This is a genomic window from Promicromonospora sp. AC04 (genome assembly GCF_003058225.1).
GTDB lineage: Bacteria > Actinomycetota > Actinomycetes > Actinomycetales > Cellulomonadaceae > Promicromonospora.
In genome coordinates, this window is sequence record NZ_QBUG01000009.1 from 70,117 (window position 1) to 86,737 (window position 16,621).

Annotated in this window: 14 protein-coding genes; 4 read left to right on the top strand and 10 right to left on the bottom strand. The window is 72.4% G+C overall.

Annotation, left to right across the window (positions count from 1 at the left end; genetic code table 11):
• Positions 1–26: 26 nt before the first annotated feature.
• The gene (locus tag C8K30_RS21860; RefSeq protein WP_108495022.1) at positions 27–782 is read left to right on the top strand and encodes a sulfite exporter TauE/SafE family protein; all 756 of its coding nucleotides are present in this window, start codon (positions 27–29) and stop codon (positions 780–782) included.
• A gap of 131 nt (positions 783–913) precedes the next feature.
• On the opposite strand, the gene C8K30_RS21865 is transcribed toward C8K30_RS21860, so the two are convergent.
• The 3 genes from C8K30_RS21865 to C8K30_RS21875 all read right to left on the bottom strand — a co-directional run bounded on the left by C8K30_RS21865 (position 914) and on the right by C8K30_RS21875 (position 6,516).
• Complete coding sequence (locus C8K30_RS21865) at positions 914–2,248, bottom strand: hypothetical protein (protein ID WP_233257360.1); 1,335 nt, start codon at positions 2,246–2,248, stop codon at positions 914–916.
• Between the two features lie 351 nt (positions 2,249–2,599).
• A complete protein-coding gene (locus C8K30_RS21870) occupies positions 2,600–5,377 on the bottom strand; it encodes an RNA helicase (protein WP_233257361.1) in 2,778 nt (925 codons plus the stop codon).
• A 59-nt stretch (positions 5,378–5,436) separates the two neighbouring features.
• Positions 5,437–6,516 carry a DMT family transporter gene (locus C8K30_RS21875; protein ID WP_233257362.1) on the bottom strand — a complete coding sequence of 360 codons (1,080 nt, stop codon included), beginning with the start codon at positions 6,514–6,516 and terminating at the stop codon, positions 5,437–5,439.
• A 39-nt stretch (positions 6,517–6,555) separates the two neighbouring features.
• Here C8K30_RS21875 and C8K30_RS21880 point away from each other — a divergent pair, with 39 nt between their 5' ends.
• The gene (locus tag C8K30_RS21880) at positions 6,556–7,104 is read left to right on the top strand and encodes a CGNR zinc finger domain-containing protein (protein ID WP_108495024.1); all 549 of its coding nucleotides are present in this window, start codon (positions 6,556–6,558) and stop codon (positions 7,102–7,104) included.
• Here the strand turns inward: C8K30_RS21880 and C8K30_RS21885 are convergent.
• The 6 genes from C8K30_RS21885 to C8K30_RS21910 form a co-directional block, all read right to left on the bottom strand.
• On the bottom strand, positions 7,086–7,610 hold the full coding sequence (locus tag C8K30_RS21885; protein ID WP_158281092.1) for an AAA family ATPase: 525 nt from the start codon (positions 7,608–7,610) through the stop codon (positions 7,086–7,088). The two genes, C8K30_RS21880 and C8K30_RS21885, sit on opposite strands and share 19 nt — an antisense overlap.
• 77 nt (positions 7,611–7,687) lie before the next feature.
• Positions 7,688–8,488 (bottom strand): aminoglycoside 3'-phosphotransferase, encoded by an 801-nt coding sequence (locus C8K30_RS21890; protein WP_108495026.1) that lies wholly within the window; start codon positions 8,486–8,488, stop codon positions 7,688–7,690.
• A gap of 273 nt (positions 8,489–8,761) precedes the next feature.
• Positions 8,762–9,478, bottom strand: coding sequence for a phosphotransferase (locus tag C8K30_RS21895; protein WP_158281093.1), 717 nt, complete (start codon positions 9,476–9,478; stop codon positions 8,762–8,764).
• A 489-nt stretch (positions 9,479–9,967) separates the two neighbouring features.
• On the bottom strand, positions 9,968–10,591 hold the full coding sequence (locus tag C8K30_RS21900) for a lytic polysaccharide monooxygenase auxiliary activity family 9 protein (protein WP_199230629.1): 624 nt from the start codon (positions 10,589–10,591) through the stop codon (positions 9,968–9,970).
• Between the two features lie 410 nt (positions 10,592–11,001).
• Entirely contained in the window at positions 11,002–11,637 is a 636-nt protein-coding gene (locus C8K30_RS21905; protein WP_108495029.1) for a lytic polysaccharide monooxygenase auxiliary activity family 9 protein, read from the bottom strand.
• 140 nt (positions 11,638–11,777) lie between these two features.
• Positions 11,778–12,884, bottom strand: a complete 1,107-nt coding sequence (locus C8K30_RS21910; protein ID WP_369940801.1) for a 3-methyladenine DNA glycosylase — start codon at positions 12,882–12,884, stop codon at positions 11,778–11,780.
• A gap of 86 nt (positions 12,885–12,970) precedes the next feature.
• Here C8K30_RS21910 and C8K30_RS21915 point away from each other — a divergent pair, with 86 nt between their 5' ends.
• A complete protein-coding gene (locus tag C8K30_RS21915) occupies positions 12,971–13,936 on the top strand; it encodes an aldo/keto reductase (protein WP_108495030.1) in 966 nt (321 codons plus the stop codon).
• Positions 13,937–14,029: 93 nt separating this feature from the next.
• Positions 14,030–14,917: a PhzF family phenazine biosynthesis protein gene (locus tag C8K30_RS21920; protein ID WP_108495031.1), complete on the top strand. Its 888-nt coding sequence runs from the start codon at positions 14,030–14,032 to the stop codon at positions 14,915–14,917.
• Here C8K30_RS21920 and C8K30_RS21925 read toward each other — a convergent pair.
• Positions 14,886–16,244 (bottom strand): heparan-alpha-glucosaminide N-acetyltransferase domain-containing protein, encoded by a 1,359-nt coding sequence (locus tag C8K30_RS21925; protein ID WP_108495032.1) that lies wholly within the window; start codon positions 16,242–16,244, stop codon positions 14,886–14,888. The genes C8K30_RS21920 and C8K30_RS21925 overlap by 32 nt on opposite strands.
• Positions 16,245–16,621: the final 377 nt, after the last annotated feature.

Consider the following 16,621-nt stretch of genomic DNA (forward strand, 5'->3'; position numbering starts at 1 on the left):
GGGTTCGGTTCACGTACCGTGAGGGCGTGCTCGCGCTCCTCGTCCTCGCAATCCTGGTCGGCGGCGTTCTCCAGCGGGTGGCGGGGATGGGGTTCGGCCTCGTGGCGGGCCCGTTCATCGTGCTGCTGCTCGGGGCGCGAGAGGGCGTGCTGTTCGTCAACGCCGTCGGTGCCGTGATGGCGCTGGTCGTGCTGTGGCGGATGCTGCGCGGCGTGGACTGGCGGCGCTACGCGTGGCTCGCCGCTGCGTCGGTCACGACGAGCGTGCCCGCGGCGCTCCTGATGCGGGACGCGAGCTCGGCCGCGCTGGAGGTCACCGTCGGGCTGGTCGTCGTGCTCGCGATGACGCTCGCCCTGGTCACCAGCCGGCTGCGGGGCGCGCGCAGGCCGTTCTCGGAGAACGCCAGGTGGCCCCTGCTGGTGACCGGCGTCGCGAGCGGGTTCGGCAGCGTGGCCGCTGGCATCGGCGGACCGCCGCTGGCCGTCTACTCGGTGCTGGACCGCTGGGACCCCAGGCGGTTCGCCGCCACCGCGCAACCCTTCTTCATGACCAACGCCCTCGCCGCGATCGCGGCAAAGGTGACCGTGGGCGACGTCGTGCTGCCGGCCTTTCCCTGGTGGGCGTGGCTGATCGTGGCCGCGGCCCTGTTCGGCGGGGTCTGGCTGGGCGAGCTGCTGGCCGGGCGCGTCTCGGCGAGCGCGACGCGCAAGGTGCTAGTGGCGCTCGCCTATATCGGTGGCCTCGCGACCCTGGCCCGCGGTCTGGCCGGCCTGGCCGCCTGACCCCCAACCCGGCTGCCGAGTGCAGACTTCACAGCGCCCGATTCGGCGACTGCAGACCTGGTTGCGGTTACAGGGTGTTTATCCGCATCAAGGTCTGCAGTCGCCGAACCGGGGTGTGGCGAAGTCTGCGGTCAGCCCTTGTCTAGGGGGCTCAGGAGCATGGACGGCTCGCCCGTCGGGGTGAGCTTGGCCGCTCCGAGGTTGCCGACGGTGCAGCTCCCGCTGCGCGGGGTCCCGCCGTTCCAGACCTGGCGCAGGCAGTTGCGCATCGCGAGCTGCCCCCAGTAGCTGGGGTGCAGCGACTCCTGGACGTAGTACGGCGAGTCGCCGATCGTGGTGACCGTCCGGATCTGGTTGACCCACTCGGTCCGGTCGACGGCGCCCGCTGACTGCCAGCTCGCGAGCCCCACCTCCTCGTACAGCCCGACGCCGCTCTCGCAGAGCCGCTTGCCGTCGAACGCGTGCGTCATGTCGAGGGTGCGGACGTTCGGCAGCCCGACGTCGGACGCGGCGCCCAGCAGCGCGCCGTTGATGGTGGGCAGCGCGGTCGAGTTGGCCCAGTCGGCGTCCTGGTTCCACAGGCCGCACCCGCCCGTGGACTGGCGGGTGTACCCGGACTCGGAGTACCGGATCCCGGAGCCGTTCGGCACGGGTGACGGGTAGGTCTGGACCACGAGCGTCCACTGGGAGGTGCTGTACCCGGCGTTGCTCATGGCGGTGGCGACGTTGCGGAGCGCGCCGACCACCCGGGACCGGACGGCGGCGACGTTGGCGGCGGTGAAGTTGTCCTCGACCGAGTCGTCGTCGTGGCAGTAGTTCTTCCACCAGGACGGCGAGGTGAGGAAGTTGACCACGCAGGACTGGACGACGCTCGCGAACTCGAAGTCGTTCCCGCCGATCGAGACCACGACCATGCGGACGTTCCTGGTGGTGGCGGCCTCCTGGAGCATGAGTGCCTGGCCCTTGTTCCCGCCGCTGGCGTAGAAGTCGATCCCGGGCTTGAAGCTCGAGCCGGCCGAGGTGGCGGTCGTTGCCCCGCTGCAGGCAAGGTTGAGGCCGTTCACGCCGCCGCCGATGTGGGCCTCGGCCGACGACGCGCGGTGACAGCCGGCGATCGTCTCGCCCGTACCTGCGGGGTTGTCGTGATAGGCGTGCGAGCCGAGCGCGTCGGCACGGCGGTAGTCGGCGTTCGAGCTGCCGGCCCAGCGGCCGGCCTCCCCGGAGATGTACGAGTCGCCGAGGGTGACAACCCACGGCGTCCCGACGCCGGGGCCGTCGGCGGCCGTTGGTGCGCTGGTCGATGGTGCGTTGACTGCCGGCGCGTCGGCCGACGGCGCCGCGGACGCCGGGGCCGCGGTCGCAGGGGCCGCGGTGATCAGGACGCCGGCGAGCAGGCTGAACGCGCTGAGGCCGGCGGCGATGAGGGGGTTGAGGCGGTGGTCGGGATAGCGCAGGTGCGTCGTCATTGGCACTCCTGTGTCCAGGCAGCGCCCATGCGGGCGCTGCTGACCGGAACTCTAATAACCGGAGTTTATGCCAAAGCCGCAATAAGGTAAATAGACGGTAAATCGGAGGTGTGGATCCAGGACCTGACGGGATTGACCGGCGAGGCCCGACGAACGACCCCAACACAGTGCACGCTGTCGTCGGCGTGTCGCGTGCACTGTGTTGGGGTCGTTCGTCGGGCCTGGCCGTCGGGCCTGGCCGTCGGGCCTGGCCGTCGGGCCTTGTCGGTGGGCCTTGTCGGTGGGCCTTGTCGGTGGGCCTTGTCGGTGGGCCTTGTCGGCGGGCCTCGTCGGCGGGCCTCGTCGGCGGGCCTAGATCTGACCGACGTCGACCACCGTCAGCACGACCTCCCCGGCCTCGTCGCTCGCCGGCAGGTCGATGCGCGCGGTGATGGCCCAGTCGTGGTTGCGGTCGGCGTCGTCTAGGACCTGACGCACCCACCAGGTGCCGGGCTCGACGCGGCCGGTCTCGCCGTCGCCCGTCTCGCCGTCGTTCGCGCGACCCGGCAGCTCCGCACCCGGTTCGAGGATCGTCAGCAGCCCTGCGGACCGTGCCTCCGGGCCGAAGCCGACGGCGTCGTCGCCCTGCTCGTCGAACAGCGGGTCCAGGGCATCGGCCCAGGTGTCGGCGTCCCAGCCGCCGCCCAGCGAGGCCAGGCCGCCGTAGGCCTCTCGGGCGACCAGCTCGACGCGGCGGAACATCGCGTTGCGGACCAGGCGCCGGAACGCGCGCGGGTTGCCGGTGACGGGCCGGGCGGGCGCCTCGGCACCGGCGTCGGCCAGCTCGCCGTCCGTCACGAGGTCGGCGTCGTCGTCCACGGGGTTGGCCAAGCGCTCCCACTCGTCGAGCAAGGAGGAGTCCACGCCGCGCACGAGCTCGCCGAGCCACTCGATGATCTCCTGCACCTCCTCGGTGCGGTGTTCGTCGGGGACCACCTGGCGCACGGCCCGGAACGCGTCGGCGAGGTAGCGCAGCACCACGCCCTCGGTGCGCTCCAGCCCGTACACGCTGACGATCTCGGCGAACGTCATGGCCTTCTCGACCATGTCGCGCACCACGGACTTGGGCGACAGCTCGGCGTCCGCGACCCACGGGTTGGTGCGGCGGTAGGTCTGGAACGCCGGCTCCAGGAGGTCGGCCAGCGGCTTGGGCCACGTGACCTCCTCCAGCAGCTCCATGCGCTCCTCGTACTCGAGCCCCTCGGCCTTCATGGCGGCGACCGCCTCGCCGCGTGCCCGGTTCTGCTGGCCCATGAGCACCTGGCGGGGGTCGTCGAGGGTCGCCTCGATGACGGAGACGACGTCGAGGGCGTGCGTCGGGCTCTCGACGTCGAGCAGGTCCATGGCCGCCAGGGCGAACGGGGACAGCGGCTGGTTCAGCGCGAAGTCGCGGGGGAGGTCCACCATGAGGCGGGCCGACGGGCGGAGCCGGCCGTCGCCGTCGGGCACCCGGACCTTCTCCACGACGCCCGCGAGCCGCAGCGAGCGGTAGATGCGGAACGCCTGCCGCACGTGCTCGGCCTGCTGCGTCTCCGAGTCGTGGTTGGCGGTCAGGAGGTGGCGCATGGCGTCCACGGGGTCACCCGCGTCGCCGCCCGAGCGCGCCGAGGCGCGGGCCAGCACGTTGAGCACCATCGCGTGGTTCACGCGGAACTGGGAGACCAGGGGCTCGGGATCGGCGTCGCGCAGGCGCTCGAACGTGGCGTCGGTCCAGTTCACGGAGCCCGACGGCGCCTTCTTGCGCACGATCTTCTTGAGCTTCTTCGGGTCGTCGCCGGCCTTGGCCAGGATCTTCCGGTTCTCGATGACGTGCTCGGGCGCCATGACGAGCACCTCGCCCACGGTGTCGTACCCGGCGCGGCCCGCACGGCCCGCGATCTGGTGGAACTCGCGCGCGCTGAGGTGGCGCATGCGCTCGCCGTCGAACTTGACGAGGCTGGTCAGGAGCACGGTGCGGATCGGCACGTTGATGCCGACGCCGAGCGTGTCGGTGCCGCACACGACCTTGAGCAGGCCCTTCTGCGTGAGGCGCTCCACGAGGCGGCGGTACTTGGGCAGCATGCCCGCGTGGTGCACGCCCACGCCGTGCCGCAGGAACTTGCTCAGGATCTTGCCGAACCCGGTGCCGAACCGGAAGGCGCCCATCTCCGCGATGATCGCCTCCTTCTCGGACTTGCTGGAGACGTTCATCGACAGCAGCGACTGCGCCCGGTCGACGGCGTCCTTCTGCGTGAAGTGCACGACGTACACCGGGGCGCGGTGCGTGGTCACCAGCTCCTGGATCACCTCGGTGAGCGGCTCCACCACGTAGGAGAAGGTGAGCGGCACGGGGCGCTCGGCGCCCGCGACCTCCGCGACGGGCCGTCCGGTGCGCTCCTCGAGGTCCTCGCGCAGGCGGGTGGTGTCACCGAGGGTGGCGCTCATCAGGATGAACTGCGTGTTCGTGAGCTCCAGCAGCGGCACCTGCCAGGCCCAGCCGCGCTGCGGGTCGCCGTAGTAGTGGAACTCGTCCATGACGACCTGCGCGATGGCGTCGTCGTCCGCGGCGGTGTCGGTCTCGTCCGCGGCGTCGCCGCGGCGCAGCGCGAGGTTCGCGAGGATCTCCGCGGTGCAGCAGATGATCGGGGCGTCCGGGTTGACGGCGGAGTCACCCGTCATCATGCCGACGTTCTTCGAGCCGAAGGCGGCGACCAGGTCGAAGAACTTCTCGCTGACCAGGGCCTTGAGCGGGGCCGTGTAGTAGGTGCGACCGCCGCGCCCGGACCGGTGGGCGGCCAGAGCGGCGAACTGCGCCCCCATCGCGACCATCGACTTGCCGGAACCCGTGGGGGTCGCGAGCACCACGTGGGAGCCCGTCATGACCTCCAGGAGGGCCTCCTCCTGGTGCGGGTAGAGCGCGCGCCCGCCCGCCGCGGCCCACTCGCCGAACTTCTCGAACAGGACGTCCGGGTCGGGGTCCTTGCCCGTGGGCGCGGGTAGGTACGGGATCAGGGTCCCGGCGGGCTTCGGGGCGCCCGACGACGAGGCGGGCCGGTCGGTGGCGGAGGGGGCGGTCGAGGTTGTCGACGTTGTCGAGGAGGGCGCGGTCATGGTGCTGCCCATTCTTGCAGGCGGGTGAAGCGGGGCGGCGATGTCCGCCGGTCGTCCGGCTACGCGCGGGTCGTCCGGGCGACGGCGTCCGGCTCGTCGTCCGCGGGGGCGGCGTCGACCCGCTTCTCGCCGGCCTGGACCGCGATCACGCCGGCGAGGATCAGCACGCCGCCCACGAGCTGGACCGGCTGCGGCAGCTCGCCGAGCAGCAGCCAGGCGAAGCCGATGGCGGAGACGACCTCGAAGAGCCCGACGAAGGAGGACAGCCGCGGGCCGAGGAGCCGTCCCGCCGCGATGCCGGCGACGTAGGCGAACGCGGCGGTGACGACGCCGAGGCCGACCAGCGGCAGCCACCACGGCACCGCCGTGCCCGCGTAGACCGGGGAGGCCGTGCTGTACTCCAGCGGCATGAGCCCGGTCATGCCGAGCAGGCCCAGGGCCACGGTCGCGGTCGTCAGGCCGCCGGCCGCCAGGGCGAGCGGCGGCAGGCCGGTGTCGACGTTCGCGTTGATGACGAAGTACGTCGAGACGCCGAGCATCGCGACCAGGGCCCAGGCGATGCCGACCGGGTCGACGGCCGTGGCGCCCGGGGCGCCCGAGACCAGGTTCAGCACGAGCACGAGGCCGACGGCGGCGAGCAGCGTGCCGCCGATCGTCGCCCTCGTCGGGCGCTGACCGTGCCGGAGCCAGAACCAGAGCACCACGGCGGCCGGCGCCGTGTACTCGATGAGCAGGGCCGGCCCGACGGGCATGTGCTGCACCGCCGAGAAGTAGGCGAACTGGCAGCCCGCGACGGACACCGCGCCGTAGACCGCGATGAGCCCGAGGTTGCGGCGGACCGGCCGCCAGTCGCCGCGCAGCGACACGATGCCGAGCGGCAGCACCACCAGCGTGGCGATCGCCACGCGGACCAGCACCATCGCGCCGGGGCTCCAGCCCGTGTCCAGGAGTCCGCTGGCGAACACCCCGGACAGGCTGAACGCCACGGCCGAGGCGCCGGCGAACACCAGGCCCAGGGCGAGGTGGCGCGACGGTCCGGACCGGACGGCACGGAACCCGCGGAACCCGCGCGGCGCCGGCCCGCCGAGGCTCGGCCCGCCGGGGACCGGCCCGTTGATGTCAGGTGTCACAGCGCCCATGGGTCCTGACGCTACGGGTGGAGCGAGTAATGTGTCAACGTGGTTTTCACTCATGACACCGAGGAGTCGCTCCAGGCCGCCGTCGTGCTCGTGAACGCGGGCGAGCCGCCGGTCACGATCGAGACGGTGGCGGACCTCGACGCGTTCTTCGTCGGGCAGGGCTACACGGGGCGGCACGACCGCACCGAGGCCGAGCTCGACGAGGTGCTGGGGCTGCAGCCGCGGCTGCGTGAGCTGCTCACCGCCGACCGGGACTCGGCCGTCGGCCTCGTCAACGAGATGCTGGCCGCTGCCGGGGCGGTACCGCAGCTCGTGCGGCACCCGCCGGCCGACTGGCACATCCACGCCGTGCCCGCCGACGCGCCGCTCGCCACCCGCATCCTGGTCGAGACGGCGATGGCGATGGTCGACGTGATCCGGGACGACGAGCTCTCCCGCCTCGCGGTGTGCGCCGACAGCGACTGCCAGGGGATCGTCCTGGACCTGTCCCGCAACAGGTCGCGCCGCTACTGCTCCACGACCTGCAGCAACCGCAACGCCCAGGCCGCCCACCGAGCCCGTCGCGCGGATCAGGCGGCGACGGTGTAGCGGGTCCGACCCGAGGCCATGGCCGCGATGATCGCGTCGGCCACCCCGGCGACGTCGTCCGGCAGGTCGGTCAGCACGGCGCCGGGCGGGTCGGACGCCGTCTCCCGGACGAAGTCGTCGTGCATGTGCCGGGCGGCGTCGAGGTCCGTGAACCCGTGGCCCGTGCGCGTCTCGACGCGCTTGAGACAGGTCTCCACGGGCGGCAGCAGCACCACGTAGTCGATCACGTCGACGCCGGTCAGCCGCGCGAAAGCCGGCAGGAACCACGGGCCGATCACGCCGTCGTACACGACGGCCATGCCGCCGGCGGCGAAACCGCCCGCCGCGGCCGCGGCCGCGCGGACCGTCGTGTCGTTCTGGGCGTGCGACTCCGGGAGCCAGGGCTGGATCATCCCGCGCCGCAGGAACCGGAAGAAGGCGTCGCCTTCGACGAGGACGCTCGGCTCCCAGCGGTCGGCCAGGGCCTCGGACACCGTGGACTTGCCCGAGCCGGGCGGCCCGGTCACGACCAGCAGTCTCGGGGTCCTGGGCATCTCAGCTGCGTGCATATCAGCGCCGTTCGTCTCAGGCATCCCGGTCGTGCTCACCCCAGGTCCCACAGGAGGCGGTAGTAGGCGACCCGGTCCGGGTCCTCGTCGATCCCGTACCCCTCGTAGACCAGGTGGTCGTACCCGGGGCCGTAGTTCCACCCGAGGCTGTAGGTCGCGACGGCGAGGTCGGCCCAGCGGTCGGCGACGCCGAGCCCGCCGAGGTCCACGTGCCCCGCCCACGCGCCGTCGTCGTCCAGCAGCGTGTTGGGCGCGCAGGCGTCGCCGTGGCAGACGACGAGCCGGTCGTGCTCCGGTGCGTCCGCGAGACGCGCCCGCGCCTCGGGTGACCACCCGTCGGCGGCGTGGCCCCGGGCCGCGCGGTCGTCGGCGACGGCGATCCGGTCCTCGATGCTCCAGGTCCACGGGCACTCGTCGACCGGCAGCACGTCGTGCAGCGCTCGGAGCCCGGCCCCGATGGCCCGGGCCGCGGTCTCGGGTTCGGCCAGCCATCGAGGGTCGACGGCGGAGCGCGCGGGCATCGCGGTCGTGACCAGCCACTTCGCCGTCTCGTCGGAGCCGACGTCGAGGACGTGCGGCACCGGCGTCCAGGTCTCGGCCCAGCGCATCCGCGCGGCCTCGTTCGCCAGGTCGACCCGCTCCGTCGTGGCCCGGTCCGAGAAGGGCATCCACTTCACGAAGTACGCGCTCTCCTGCGCCGCCGCGGGGCCGGTGCTCGGTTCGACTCGGAACGTGAGGCCGCCCAGCTCGTTGCGCCAGGCCGGCGTGATGAGCCCGTCGCCGGCCAGCTCGCGTACGACGTCGGGCACCGTGACCGCTTCGGTGGGGATCGTCATGGGGCCAGGGTGTCAGAACGAGCTGCGCAACCACGAGGTGAATTCCGTGTTCGTGAGGCAGGCGTGCTCGGCTGGACCTCCTCCGAACGATGTACGTGACTCGCAGGAGATCGCCCATATGGCCGACGACGCCGTGGGTCTGCCACGGCAGGGTCGGAACATGCCCGCCAACACGCCAGCGAGTACGTCCCTACCTGCGAAGACGCCGGAGTCCTCGACCGCGGACCCGACCGAGCTCCTAGGGGTACGTCGTCGCGGCCAGGACAACCATGGTCAGCTCGATGCTCCGCGTCGTGCGCGGACTGCTTCCTCGGCATCCCAGAGGGCTCGGTAGTAGGTGGTGCGCTCGGGGTCCGGCGCGACGCCGTACGCGGCAAGCACCAGCGGCTCCAGGCCGGGGCCGTAGCGGCGGGTGACGCTGCGCGTGGTGACCGCGATGTCGGACCAGCGGTCCGCCACGCCCAGGTCGCCGACGTCGACGTGGGCCGCGAACCGGCCGACATGGTCGAGGAGCGTGTTCGGCACCGTGGCGTCGCCGTGACACACGACGAACCGGTCGACCGGCGGCGGGCTCCCGAGGGCCGTGCGGATCGCGGCGCGCTCCGTCGCGGCCAGCGGAGCCGTCGGGTCGGTCGCGAGCGCGGTGACGCGCATCTGCGCCGTGCGGACGAACGGGCAGGTGTCCGTGGGAAGCGCATCGTGGAAGCGGCGCAGCCCCACGCCGACGGCGATCGCCGAGCGTTTCGCCAGGGCGCGCCACCGGGGCTCGATGGCCGACGTCGCCACCGCACCGTCGACCTCCACGGCCTCGGTGAGCAGCCAGGAGCCGCGCGCGTCGCGTCCGACGTCGAGCACACGCGGGACGTCGGTGAACGAGCCGGCCCAGATCAGACGGTCGGCCTCGGCGACCGGATCCGGGCAGGCCGCGGCGTGGGGGACCCACTTGAGGTACGAGCTCGGGCCGTTCGGCTTTGCCGGGTTCCGACTCACGGGGCTGGGCCCCGCTGTGCTGGGTCTAGCGGTGCTCGTCCCCGCCGTGCCGGGTCTTGTGGTGCTGGGCCTTGCGGTGTTCGGTTCGGCCGAGCTGCGCTGCGCCGCGTTCAGCTGGGACAGGCGTCGAGCATGCGCGGGATCGGACCAGCGCGCGGACCTGCCCACCGGATCGGGGCCTGGAACTCGTCCTCGACCCTCGAGCCGGACCGTGAGACCGCCGTACTCGTTGCGCCACACGGGAACCACCGTCGCCCCGGACCGTAGCCTTCCGGCCAGGGTATGCACGACGGGCGGTACTTCGACGGGCGTCGGACCGATGCCGACGAGCGCGCTCGACACAGGAATATCCTCCCATAGAGCGGGTGAAAAAGTGCTCCTGATTCGAGGCGCTCGCGGGCACTGGGCAACACGGCGAGGCCGGGCACCCGGCGCGCGGATCGGCGTCGGGCACCCGGCCTCGGCCAGAGCTGGTCGGCCTGAGCTGGGTCAGACGGCGCTGAAGGTGCCCCGCGCGCCCAGGACGGTCGGAAGCTGCTCTGCGTCCGCGTCCGCCGCGGCGGCGCCGGTCACGGTGACGTCGACGCACTGGTAGAAGGCGTTGACGGTGTTGGCAATGTTCCAGCGGGCGAAGATCGTGTGGTCACCGGCGGGCAGGCCGGTCAGGGTGTGCTCGACGGTCGCGCCGGGCTGGGCGCCGCCGTCGTCCACGGTCTTGAAGAGCTGGCCGTCCACGAAGTACTCCCACGTCGATGTGGCGTGCTGTGCCGTGAGCTGCCAGCGGAAAGTGGTGTCGCCGCTGATGGTGGTGCGCGGCCACGGGAGCGAGTCGTTGTCGACCACGGTGAAGGAGCTGCCACCGGAACACTCCATCGAGCCCTTCGGGGCTTCGACGCTCTGTGGCTCGTACTGGAGGCCGCCGCAGTCGAAGCTGACGGTGCCCTTGGCGCAGTGGTCCGCGCGGCTCGGCGGGCTGGTGATCCAGCCGTGGGCCTGTGCCTGCGGGAGCAGCGCGCTCGGGGTGGCGACGAGGAACGCCGCCACAAGTGCCATGGTCGCGAGGGCGGAGAGCAGGAGTCGGGTCTGCGGGCTGGCTGAGCGTGCACGATTCACGGTTGTTGCCTTCCGTCTTGCGGGCGTGGGCTCGCGGTGCGGGTTCGGCCCGAAGGTGTGGGCCGGCCGCGCCGGGTGAAATTTGCTGTGGTCATCGAACCTAGGAAATGTTCGCTTTGCTGACAATGAGGGTGAATTCGTACGCGGTTCCCCGTATTTCTCGGCTGGACGCTCCGCTCAGCCTTCGAGTCGGCCCCCGAGTCGGCCCCCGAGTCGGCCCCCGATTCGGCGTCGCAGTCGGCTCAGACGGCCTCGGAGCCAGCCTCGGAGTCGGACTCCAGGTCGGCTTCGAAGCCGGCCTCGGAGAACGCACGAACGGCTGGTGTCCGACGTCGGACACCAGCCGTTCGTGTTGCCTGCGTGTTGCTCACGGGCTGCCGAGGCAGCCCCTCACAGGTGTGCGCCAGCCCTCACAGGTGCGCCGCCAGCAGGCGTCCTCCTGCGTTCGATTGCCGCTCGGCGTCGACCGCGGTCGTGCCCGCGCTCGCGCTGCTGCCGCCGCCGACGTTCACGTCCATGCAGGCGTAGAACGCCATGGCGGTGTCGTACACGTTCCACCGGGCGAGGATCGTGTGATTGCCGCTCGGCAGGCCCGACAGCGTGTGGGTGACGGTCGCGGGCGGCGTGGCGCCGTTGTCGTTCACCGTCTTGAAGAGCTGCCCGTCCACGAAGTACTCCCAGCTGAGAGTGCGGTGGAAGGCCGTGAGGGTCCACTGGAAGGTGTGGGTGCTGCTGATGCTCGTGCGCGGCCAGGCGAGCGAGCCGTTGTCGAGCGTGGTGAAGCGGCTGCCTCCTGAGCAGAGCATGGACCCCTTCGGAGCCTCGACGCTCTGCGGCTCCCATTCGACGCCGTTGCAGGTCCAGCTCACAGTCCGCTTGGCGCAATGGTCCTGCCGGCTCGGGGGAGAGACGACCCAGCCGTGGGCCTCGGCCGTGGGCGTCAGGGCGCTCGGTGCGGCGACCAGCGCCGCCAGGGTCAGGGCCAGGACGGCGAAGACGCCGAGTACGACTCTGGCGGCGGGCGTACGCAGTGCGGTGACTCTCATGGGGCTCACCTCGTGATGTGAAGTTGGAAATTTCCTGGAGTACTCCTGTGTGCTGGGTGTGGCCGTGCTGAAGTGCTGTCTCGACGCTAGAAAGCGGAGGTCCTGGCGACAAGTAGGGCAACTACGTACGCGCAGGGTCCCTAACGGGCGGTGGTGAGCGCCGTGTCGCAGACCTCGACGAGCCGATGACGGAGACCGTCGGACCGCCTCGCGTAGTCGCGCTGCCGCCGCACGTACTCCGCCTTGCCCCGCGGCGTCTCGATCTCGATGGCCGCGACGCCGTACCCGGACACGTCGTACGGGGAGGCGGCCATATCGGTCCACCGGATGTCGCGAGCCAGCTCGAACGCGTCGAGCAGCAGATCCCCGGGCACGGCGGGGCCGAGCTTGAGGCACCACTTGTAGAGATCCATGTTGGCGTGCAGGCAGCCGGGCTGCTCCATGCCGACCTGCGCGGCGCGCGTGGGCTGGAGCTCGTTGCGCGACGTCGCCTCCGGCGTGAAGAACCGGAACGCGTCGAAGTGCGAGCAGCGGACGGGGTTCGCCTCGACGACGGCGTCGGTGCCGGCGTGCCCGAGCCGTAGCGGCAGCGGGTGCCGCTGGTCGCGGCCCGCCTCCCGGTCTCGGTAGACCATTGCCCACTCGTGCAGCCCGAAGCAGCCGAACGTTCCCGGGCGCGACACCGTCGCCGACAGCAGGTCGCGCACGTACCGCACGGCGTCGCCGCGGTCGACGAGGAACGCCTCGGTGTCGAGCGTGACGGTTTCGAGCGCGCCGGCGTCCGGCCTGACCGTGTCCAGCGGCCCGGTGTCGAGCGCGCCGGTGTCGAGCGCGCCGGTGGTGGGCGCGACGGCGTCATGCGCCGTGCCGCCGGACCGGGTGGTCCTGTGCCACCGCCACGAGGTGCGGTCGTCCGGATCGGGTCCGTCGGCGGCAGCTCCGGCGTCGGACGCTCCCGCGCCGGGCACGTCCCCGCCGTCGGGCAGCGCGAGGGCGACGCCCACGCCCGGGTGCCAGCGGCGCAGGTGGGCGATCCGCGTGGGGTAGTAGGTGAAGAGGAAGTCCTCGATCGCGTGCTTGCGGCCGGCCGCGCGGGCCGCGCGCCAGACCGCGGTGAGCGCATCCGCACGCTCGGCGTGCGCCGCCGCGAGGGGCAGCCACTCCTCGGGGAGCAGCGCGTCACCGGTTCGGCGCAGGACGGCGCCGCGCGCACCGGGCGCGGTCGGCCCACCGAGGACTGTGCTCACCGGTCCAGGGTACGGCGGGCGCGGCCCGCTCCCCGGTGAGCGACCGGGTGGCGGAAGCCCTCCGGGAGCCGTCGTAAGGTGCGGGCATGTCCGACCTTCCTCTGCGCCGCCTCGGGCGCTCCGGCCTGTCCGTTCCCGTCGTCGGCCTGGGGTGCAACAACCTCGGCCGCACCGGCACCGCCACCGAGACCGGGGAGGGTGCGACGGCCCTGGTCGACGCCGCGATCGACGCCGGCGTGACCTTCTTCGACACCGCCGACCGGTACGGCGTCCGTCCCGGCCTGTCCGAGGAGCTGCTCGGCGCCGCGCTCAAGGGCCGGCGGGACGACGTGCTGGTCGCCACGAAGTTCGGGCTCGACATGCGCGGCGTGAACGGGGCGGACTTCGGGGCCCGCGGCTCGCGCCGGTACATCGTGCGGGCCGCGGAGGAGTCGCTGCGCCGGCTCGGCACGGACTGGATCGATCTGTACCAGCTGCACACGCCCGACCCGGCGACCCCGATCGACGAGACGCTCGCCGCGCTCGACGACCTGGTCCGTTCCGGCAAGGTCCGCTACGTGGGCCACTCGAACTTCAAGGGCTGGCAGGTGGCGGACGCCGAGCACGTGGCCCGGTCGATGGGTTCCGGCACCCGGTTCGTCTCCGCGCAGAACCACTACTCGCTGCTGGCCCGCGGCGTGGAGCATGAGGTGCTGCCCGCGGCGAAGGCGTACGGGATCGGCGTCCTGCCGTACTTTCCCCTGGCGAACGGCCTGCTCACCGGCAAGTACTCGGGCGGCGCCCGGCCCGACGGTTCCCGCCTGGTGACCTCGAAGCGCGACCTGCTGGAGACCGCGCCGTGGGCGGCGCTGGACCGGTTCGGCGAGTTCTGCCGGGAGCGCGGCGTGACCGAGACGACCGTCGCGTTCTCGTGGCTGCTGTCCCGGCCCGAGGTGACGTCGGTGATCGCGGGGGCCACCCGGCCCGAGCAGGTGCGGGCCAACGCCAGCGCCTGGTCGTGGACGCCGACGGCGGAGGACCTCGCGGAGCTGGACGAGATCTTCCCGGCCTGAAGCCCGGCGGAGGTTCGGCTCGCTCGGCTCGGGCTCGGGATCGGCCGAAGCCCGGGCGGAGCCACCCGCTCCGCGTAGGTAGCGTTGGTCGGTATGAGCCTCCCGTTCCGCCAGGTCAACGTCTTCTCACCGCTTCCGACGGGCGGCAACCCCGTCGCCGTCGTGCACGATGCGGAGGGTCTCACCGACGACCAGATGGCCGCGTTCGCCCGGTGGACCAATCTCTCGGAGACCACGTTCCTGCTCGACCCGACGGACGCCGGGCGGGCCGCCGGCGCCGACTACCGCGTGCGGATCTGGACGCCTGGCGGCGAGCTGCCGTTCGCCGGGCACCCGACGCTCGGCACCGCGCACGTCTGGCTGGAGGCCGGGGGCGAACCCGGCGGGCAGGACGTGGTCCAGGAGTGCGGGGTGGGCCTCGTGCGGCTGCGGCGCGACGCCGTCGGCGACGGGCACCGGCTGGCCTTCGCGGGCCCGCCCCTGATCCGGTCGGGTGCGGTCGCCGACACCGACGTCGCGCAGATCGCGCGGTCGCTGCGCATCGAGGTGTCCGACGTCGTCCGCTCGGCCTGGGTCGACAACGGCCCCGGCTGGGTGGCGGTCCAGCTGCGCGACGCCGAGACCGTGCTCGCGCTGGAGCCCGACCTCGTCGCGATGGGGGACCTGAAGCTCGGCGTGGTCGGCGAGTACGGCGTCGGTGTCGTGGGCGAGTACTCGGCTTTCGACGCCGGGGTCGAGCCCGCCGTTGAGGTGCGCGCGTTCGTGCCGTCGATCGGCGTGGGGGAGGACCCGGTGACGGGCAGCCTCAACGCAGGCCTCGGGCAGTGGCTCGCCGGGGACGTGCTGCCGTCGTCGTACATCGCGTCGCAGGGGACGGCGCTGGGCCGCCGCGGCCGTGTGCACGTCGAGAAGCGGCCCGACGGCCAGGTGTGGGTCGGCGGCGACACCGTCACGACGATCGTCGGTCGGGTGGAGTTCTGAGCGGGTGGTCTGACGTCGGTTCCGGCGCGGTGTCCGGCGTGGTGTCCGGCGCACGTTCCGGTGTCGGGAACGCCGTCCGCGTGATCCGCGCGAACACACGCTCCAGCGGGCCACGCCCGAACAGCGCCCGCCACAGCGTGGCCGCGGCCAGGGCGCTGAGCACCATCACGCCGAGCGGTTCGTTGCTCGGGTAGGTGAGCAGGTCCACGCCGGTGCGGGCCCACCACCAGATGACGACGAGCTGCGCGGAGTAGACCGTCAGCGCCATGGCGCCCACGGCGGCCAGCGGGGCGGTCACCGCGAGCACCACCCGCCGCGCGACCTGCCGGGTGCCACGACCGTCGCCCCAGGCACCAGCCGTGCCGCGGCCCCCGACGAGGAGGCACAGCCCGAGCACGCCGAGGGCGAACCCGCCGGACCCCAGTGCCTCGAACATCGTGTCGTCGTGCGGCCCTTCCAGGTACAGGCCCGCCAGCGGTGGCCAGGGGTCGGACCACGCGGGGGGCTCCGCGAGGTTCTGGGACAACGTCATGCCGAGCAGCCTGTCGATGGCCTCGAGGCCTCCGGCGTCGGCGACCAGGGCTGCCGAGGCGACCGAGCTGACGGCGGCGAGCCCGAACCCGCCGGCGACCAGGCCCAGGCGCAGCGTCGGCGACCGCAGGTCGCAGCGCCCCACCGCCAGCCCGGCGAGCACGTACGCCATCCAGACCAGGGCCGGGTAGTGGCCGGTGAGGAGAAAGTCGGTGGCCGCGCCCGAACCGTCGCGCGGCGCCTGCAGGCCCGCCCGCGCCAGCGCCTCCGGCCCGTAGTACACGAGGAACGGGCCGATCACCGCGACGATCACCGCGGCGGCAGCGAGCCGCATGGGCGGCAGGCGCAGGAACGGCAGCGCCAGCACGAAGTACGCGGCGTAGAACCCGAGGATGAGCAGCACGCGCCCCCCGAGCAGGTCGAGCACCGCGACCAGCGCCAGCAGCAGGACGGCGCGGACGAGGATCCGGGCGCGCGCGGTGCGCATCGCGTCGCCCGTCAGCGGGTTGGCTCCGCCGGTGAACAGCGCCAGGGACAGCCCGGCCACGGTGGCGAACAGGATCGACGAGCGGCCGTGCGCCAGGCTCAGCCAGCCCTCCAGCGTGCCGATGTCGTCGGAGGTGACGCCCACGTGCGCCGTGAACATCCCGAGCACGGCGATCCCCCGGGCGATATCCGCCCCGGGCACCCGACCGGGACCACCGAGCAGGTTGCGGCCCATCCGGTCGAGGGCTCCCCGGACGGCGCTGCGGGAGGCCGTGGACGACCTTGCTGAGGGCTGGTCAGACGTGGGCATGCGCGAATCATTCCGTGTCGCCGACGCCGATGCGCGCGGGCCACGCCGTCGGGCCGATCGCCGTCGATATGCCAGGCTACCGCCGGACTGACCGTCCCGAGGGATGAGAACGCAGATGTGCGGCGCCGTGCGGCCCACATACAGTGCGGCCATGACCGGCAGCGCCAACGAGCACGACATGGCCCGCAGTGACACGCCCAGCCACAAGCTCGGCGACAGGTTCACCGACGCGCCCAGCGACAGGCTCAACGACACCGCGAGCGTGGGGACCAGCGGCACGGCCCGCGACCGGGCCAAGCCCGCGGGGACCGACCCGATCGACGCGGTCGACGCGCCGAGCAGCCGGTCGAGCCTGAACAGCCACGACCAGAACAACC

What these genes read in the sequence shown, in the direction of transcription:
- C8K30_RS21865 (WP_233257360.1), bottom strand. Translation starts at nt 2,248, where the DNA reads ATGACGACGCACCTGCGCTATCCCGACCACCGCCTCAACCCCCTCATC.
- C8K30_RS21870 (WP_233257361.1), bottom strand. Translation starts at nt 5,377, where the DNA reads ATGACCGCGCCCTCCTCGACAACGTCGACAACCTCGACCGCCCCCTCC.
- C8K30_RS21875 (WP_233257362.1), bottom strand. Translation starts at nt 6,516, where the DNA reads ATGGGCGCTGTGACACCTGACATCAACGGGCCGGTCCCCGGCGGGCCG.
- C8K30_RS21890 (WP_108495026.1), bottom strand. Translation starts at nt 8,488, where the DNA reads ATGACGATCCCCACCGAAGCGGTCACGGTGCCCGACGTCGTACGCGAG.
- C8K30_RS21905 (WP_108495029.1), bottom strand. Translation starts at nt 11,637, where the DNA reads ATGAGAGTCACCGCACTGCGTACGCCCGCCGCCAGAGTCGTACTCGGC.
- C8K30_RS21915 (WP_108495030.1), top strand. Translation starts at nt 12,971, where the DNA reads ATGTCCGACCTTCCTCTGCGCCGCCTCGGGCGCTCCGGCCTGTCCGTT.
- C8K30_RS21920 (WP_108495031.1), top strand. Translation starts at nt 14,030, where the DNA reads ATGAGCCTCCCGTTCCGCCAGGTCAACGTCTTCTCACCGCTTCCGACG.
- C8K30_RS21925 (WP_108495032.1), bottom strand. Translation starts at nt 16,244, where the DNA reads ATGCCCACGTCTGACCAGCCCTCAGCAAGGTCGTCCACGGCCTCCCGC.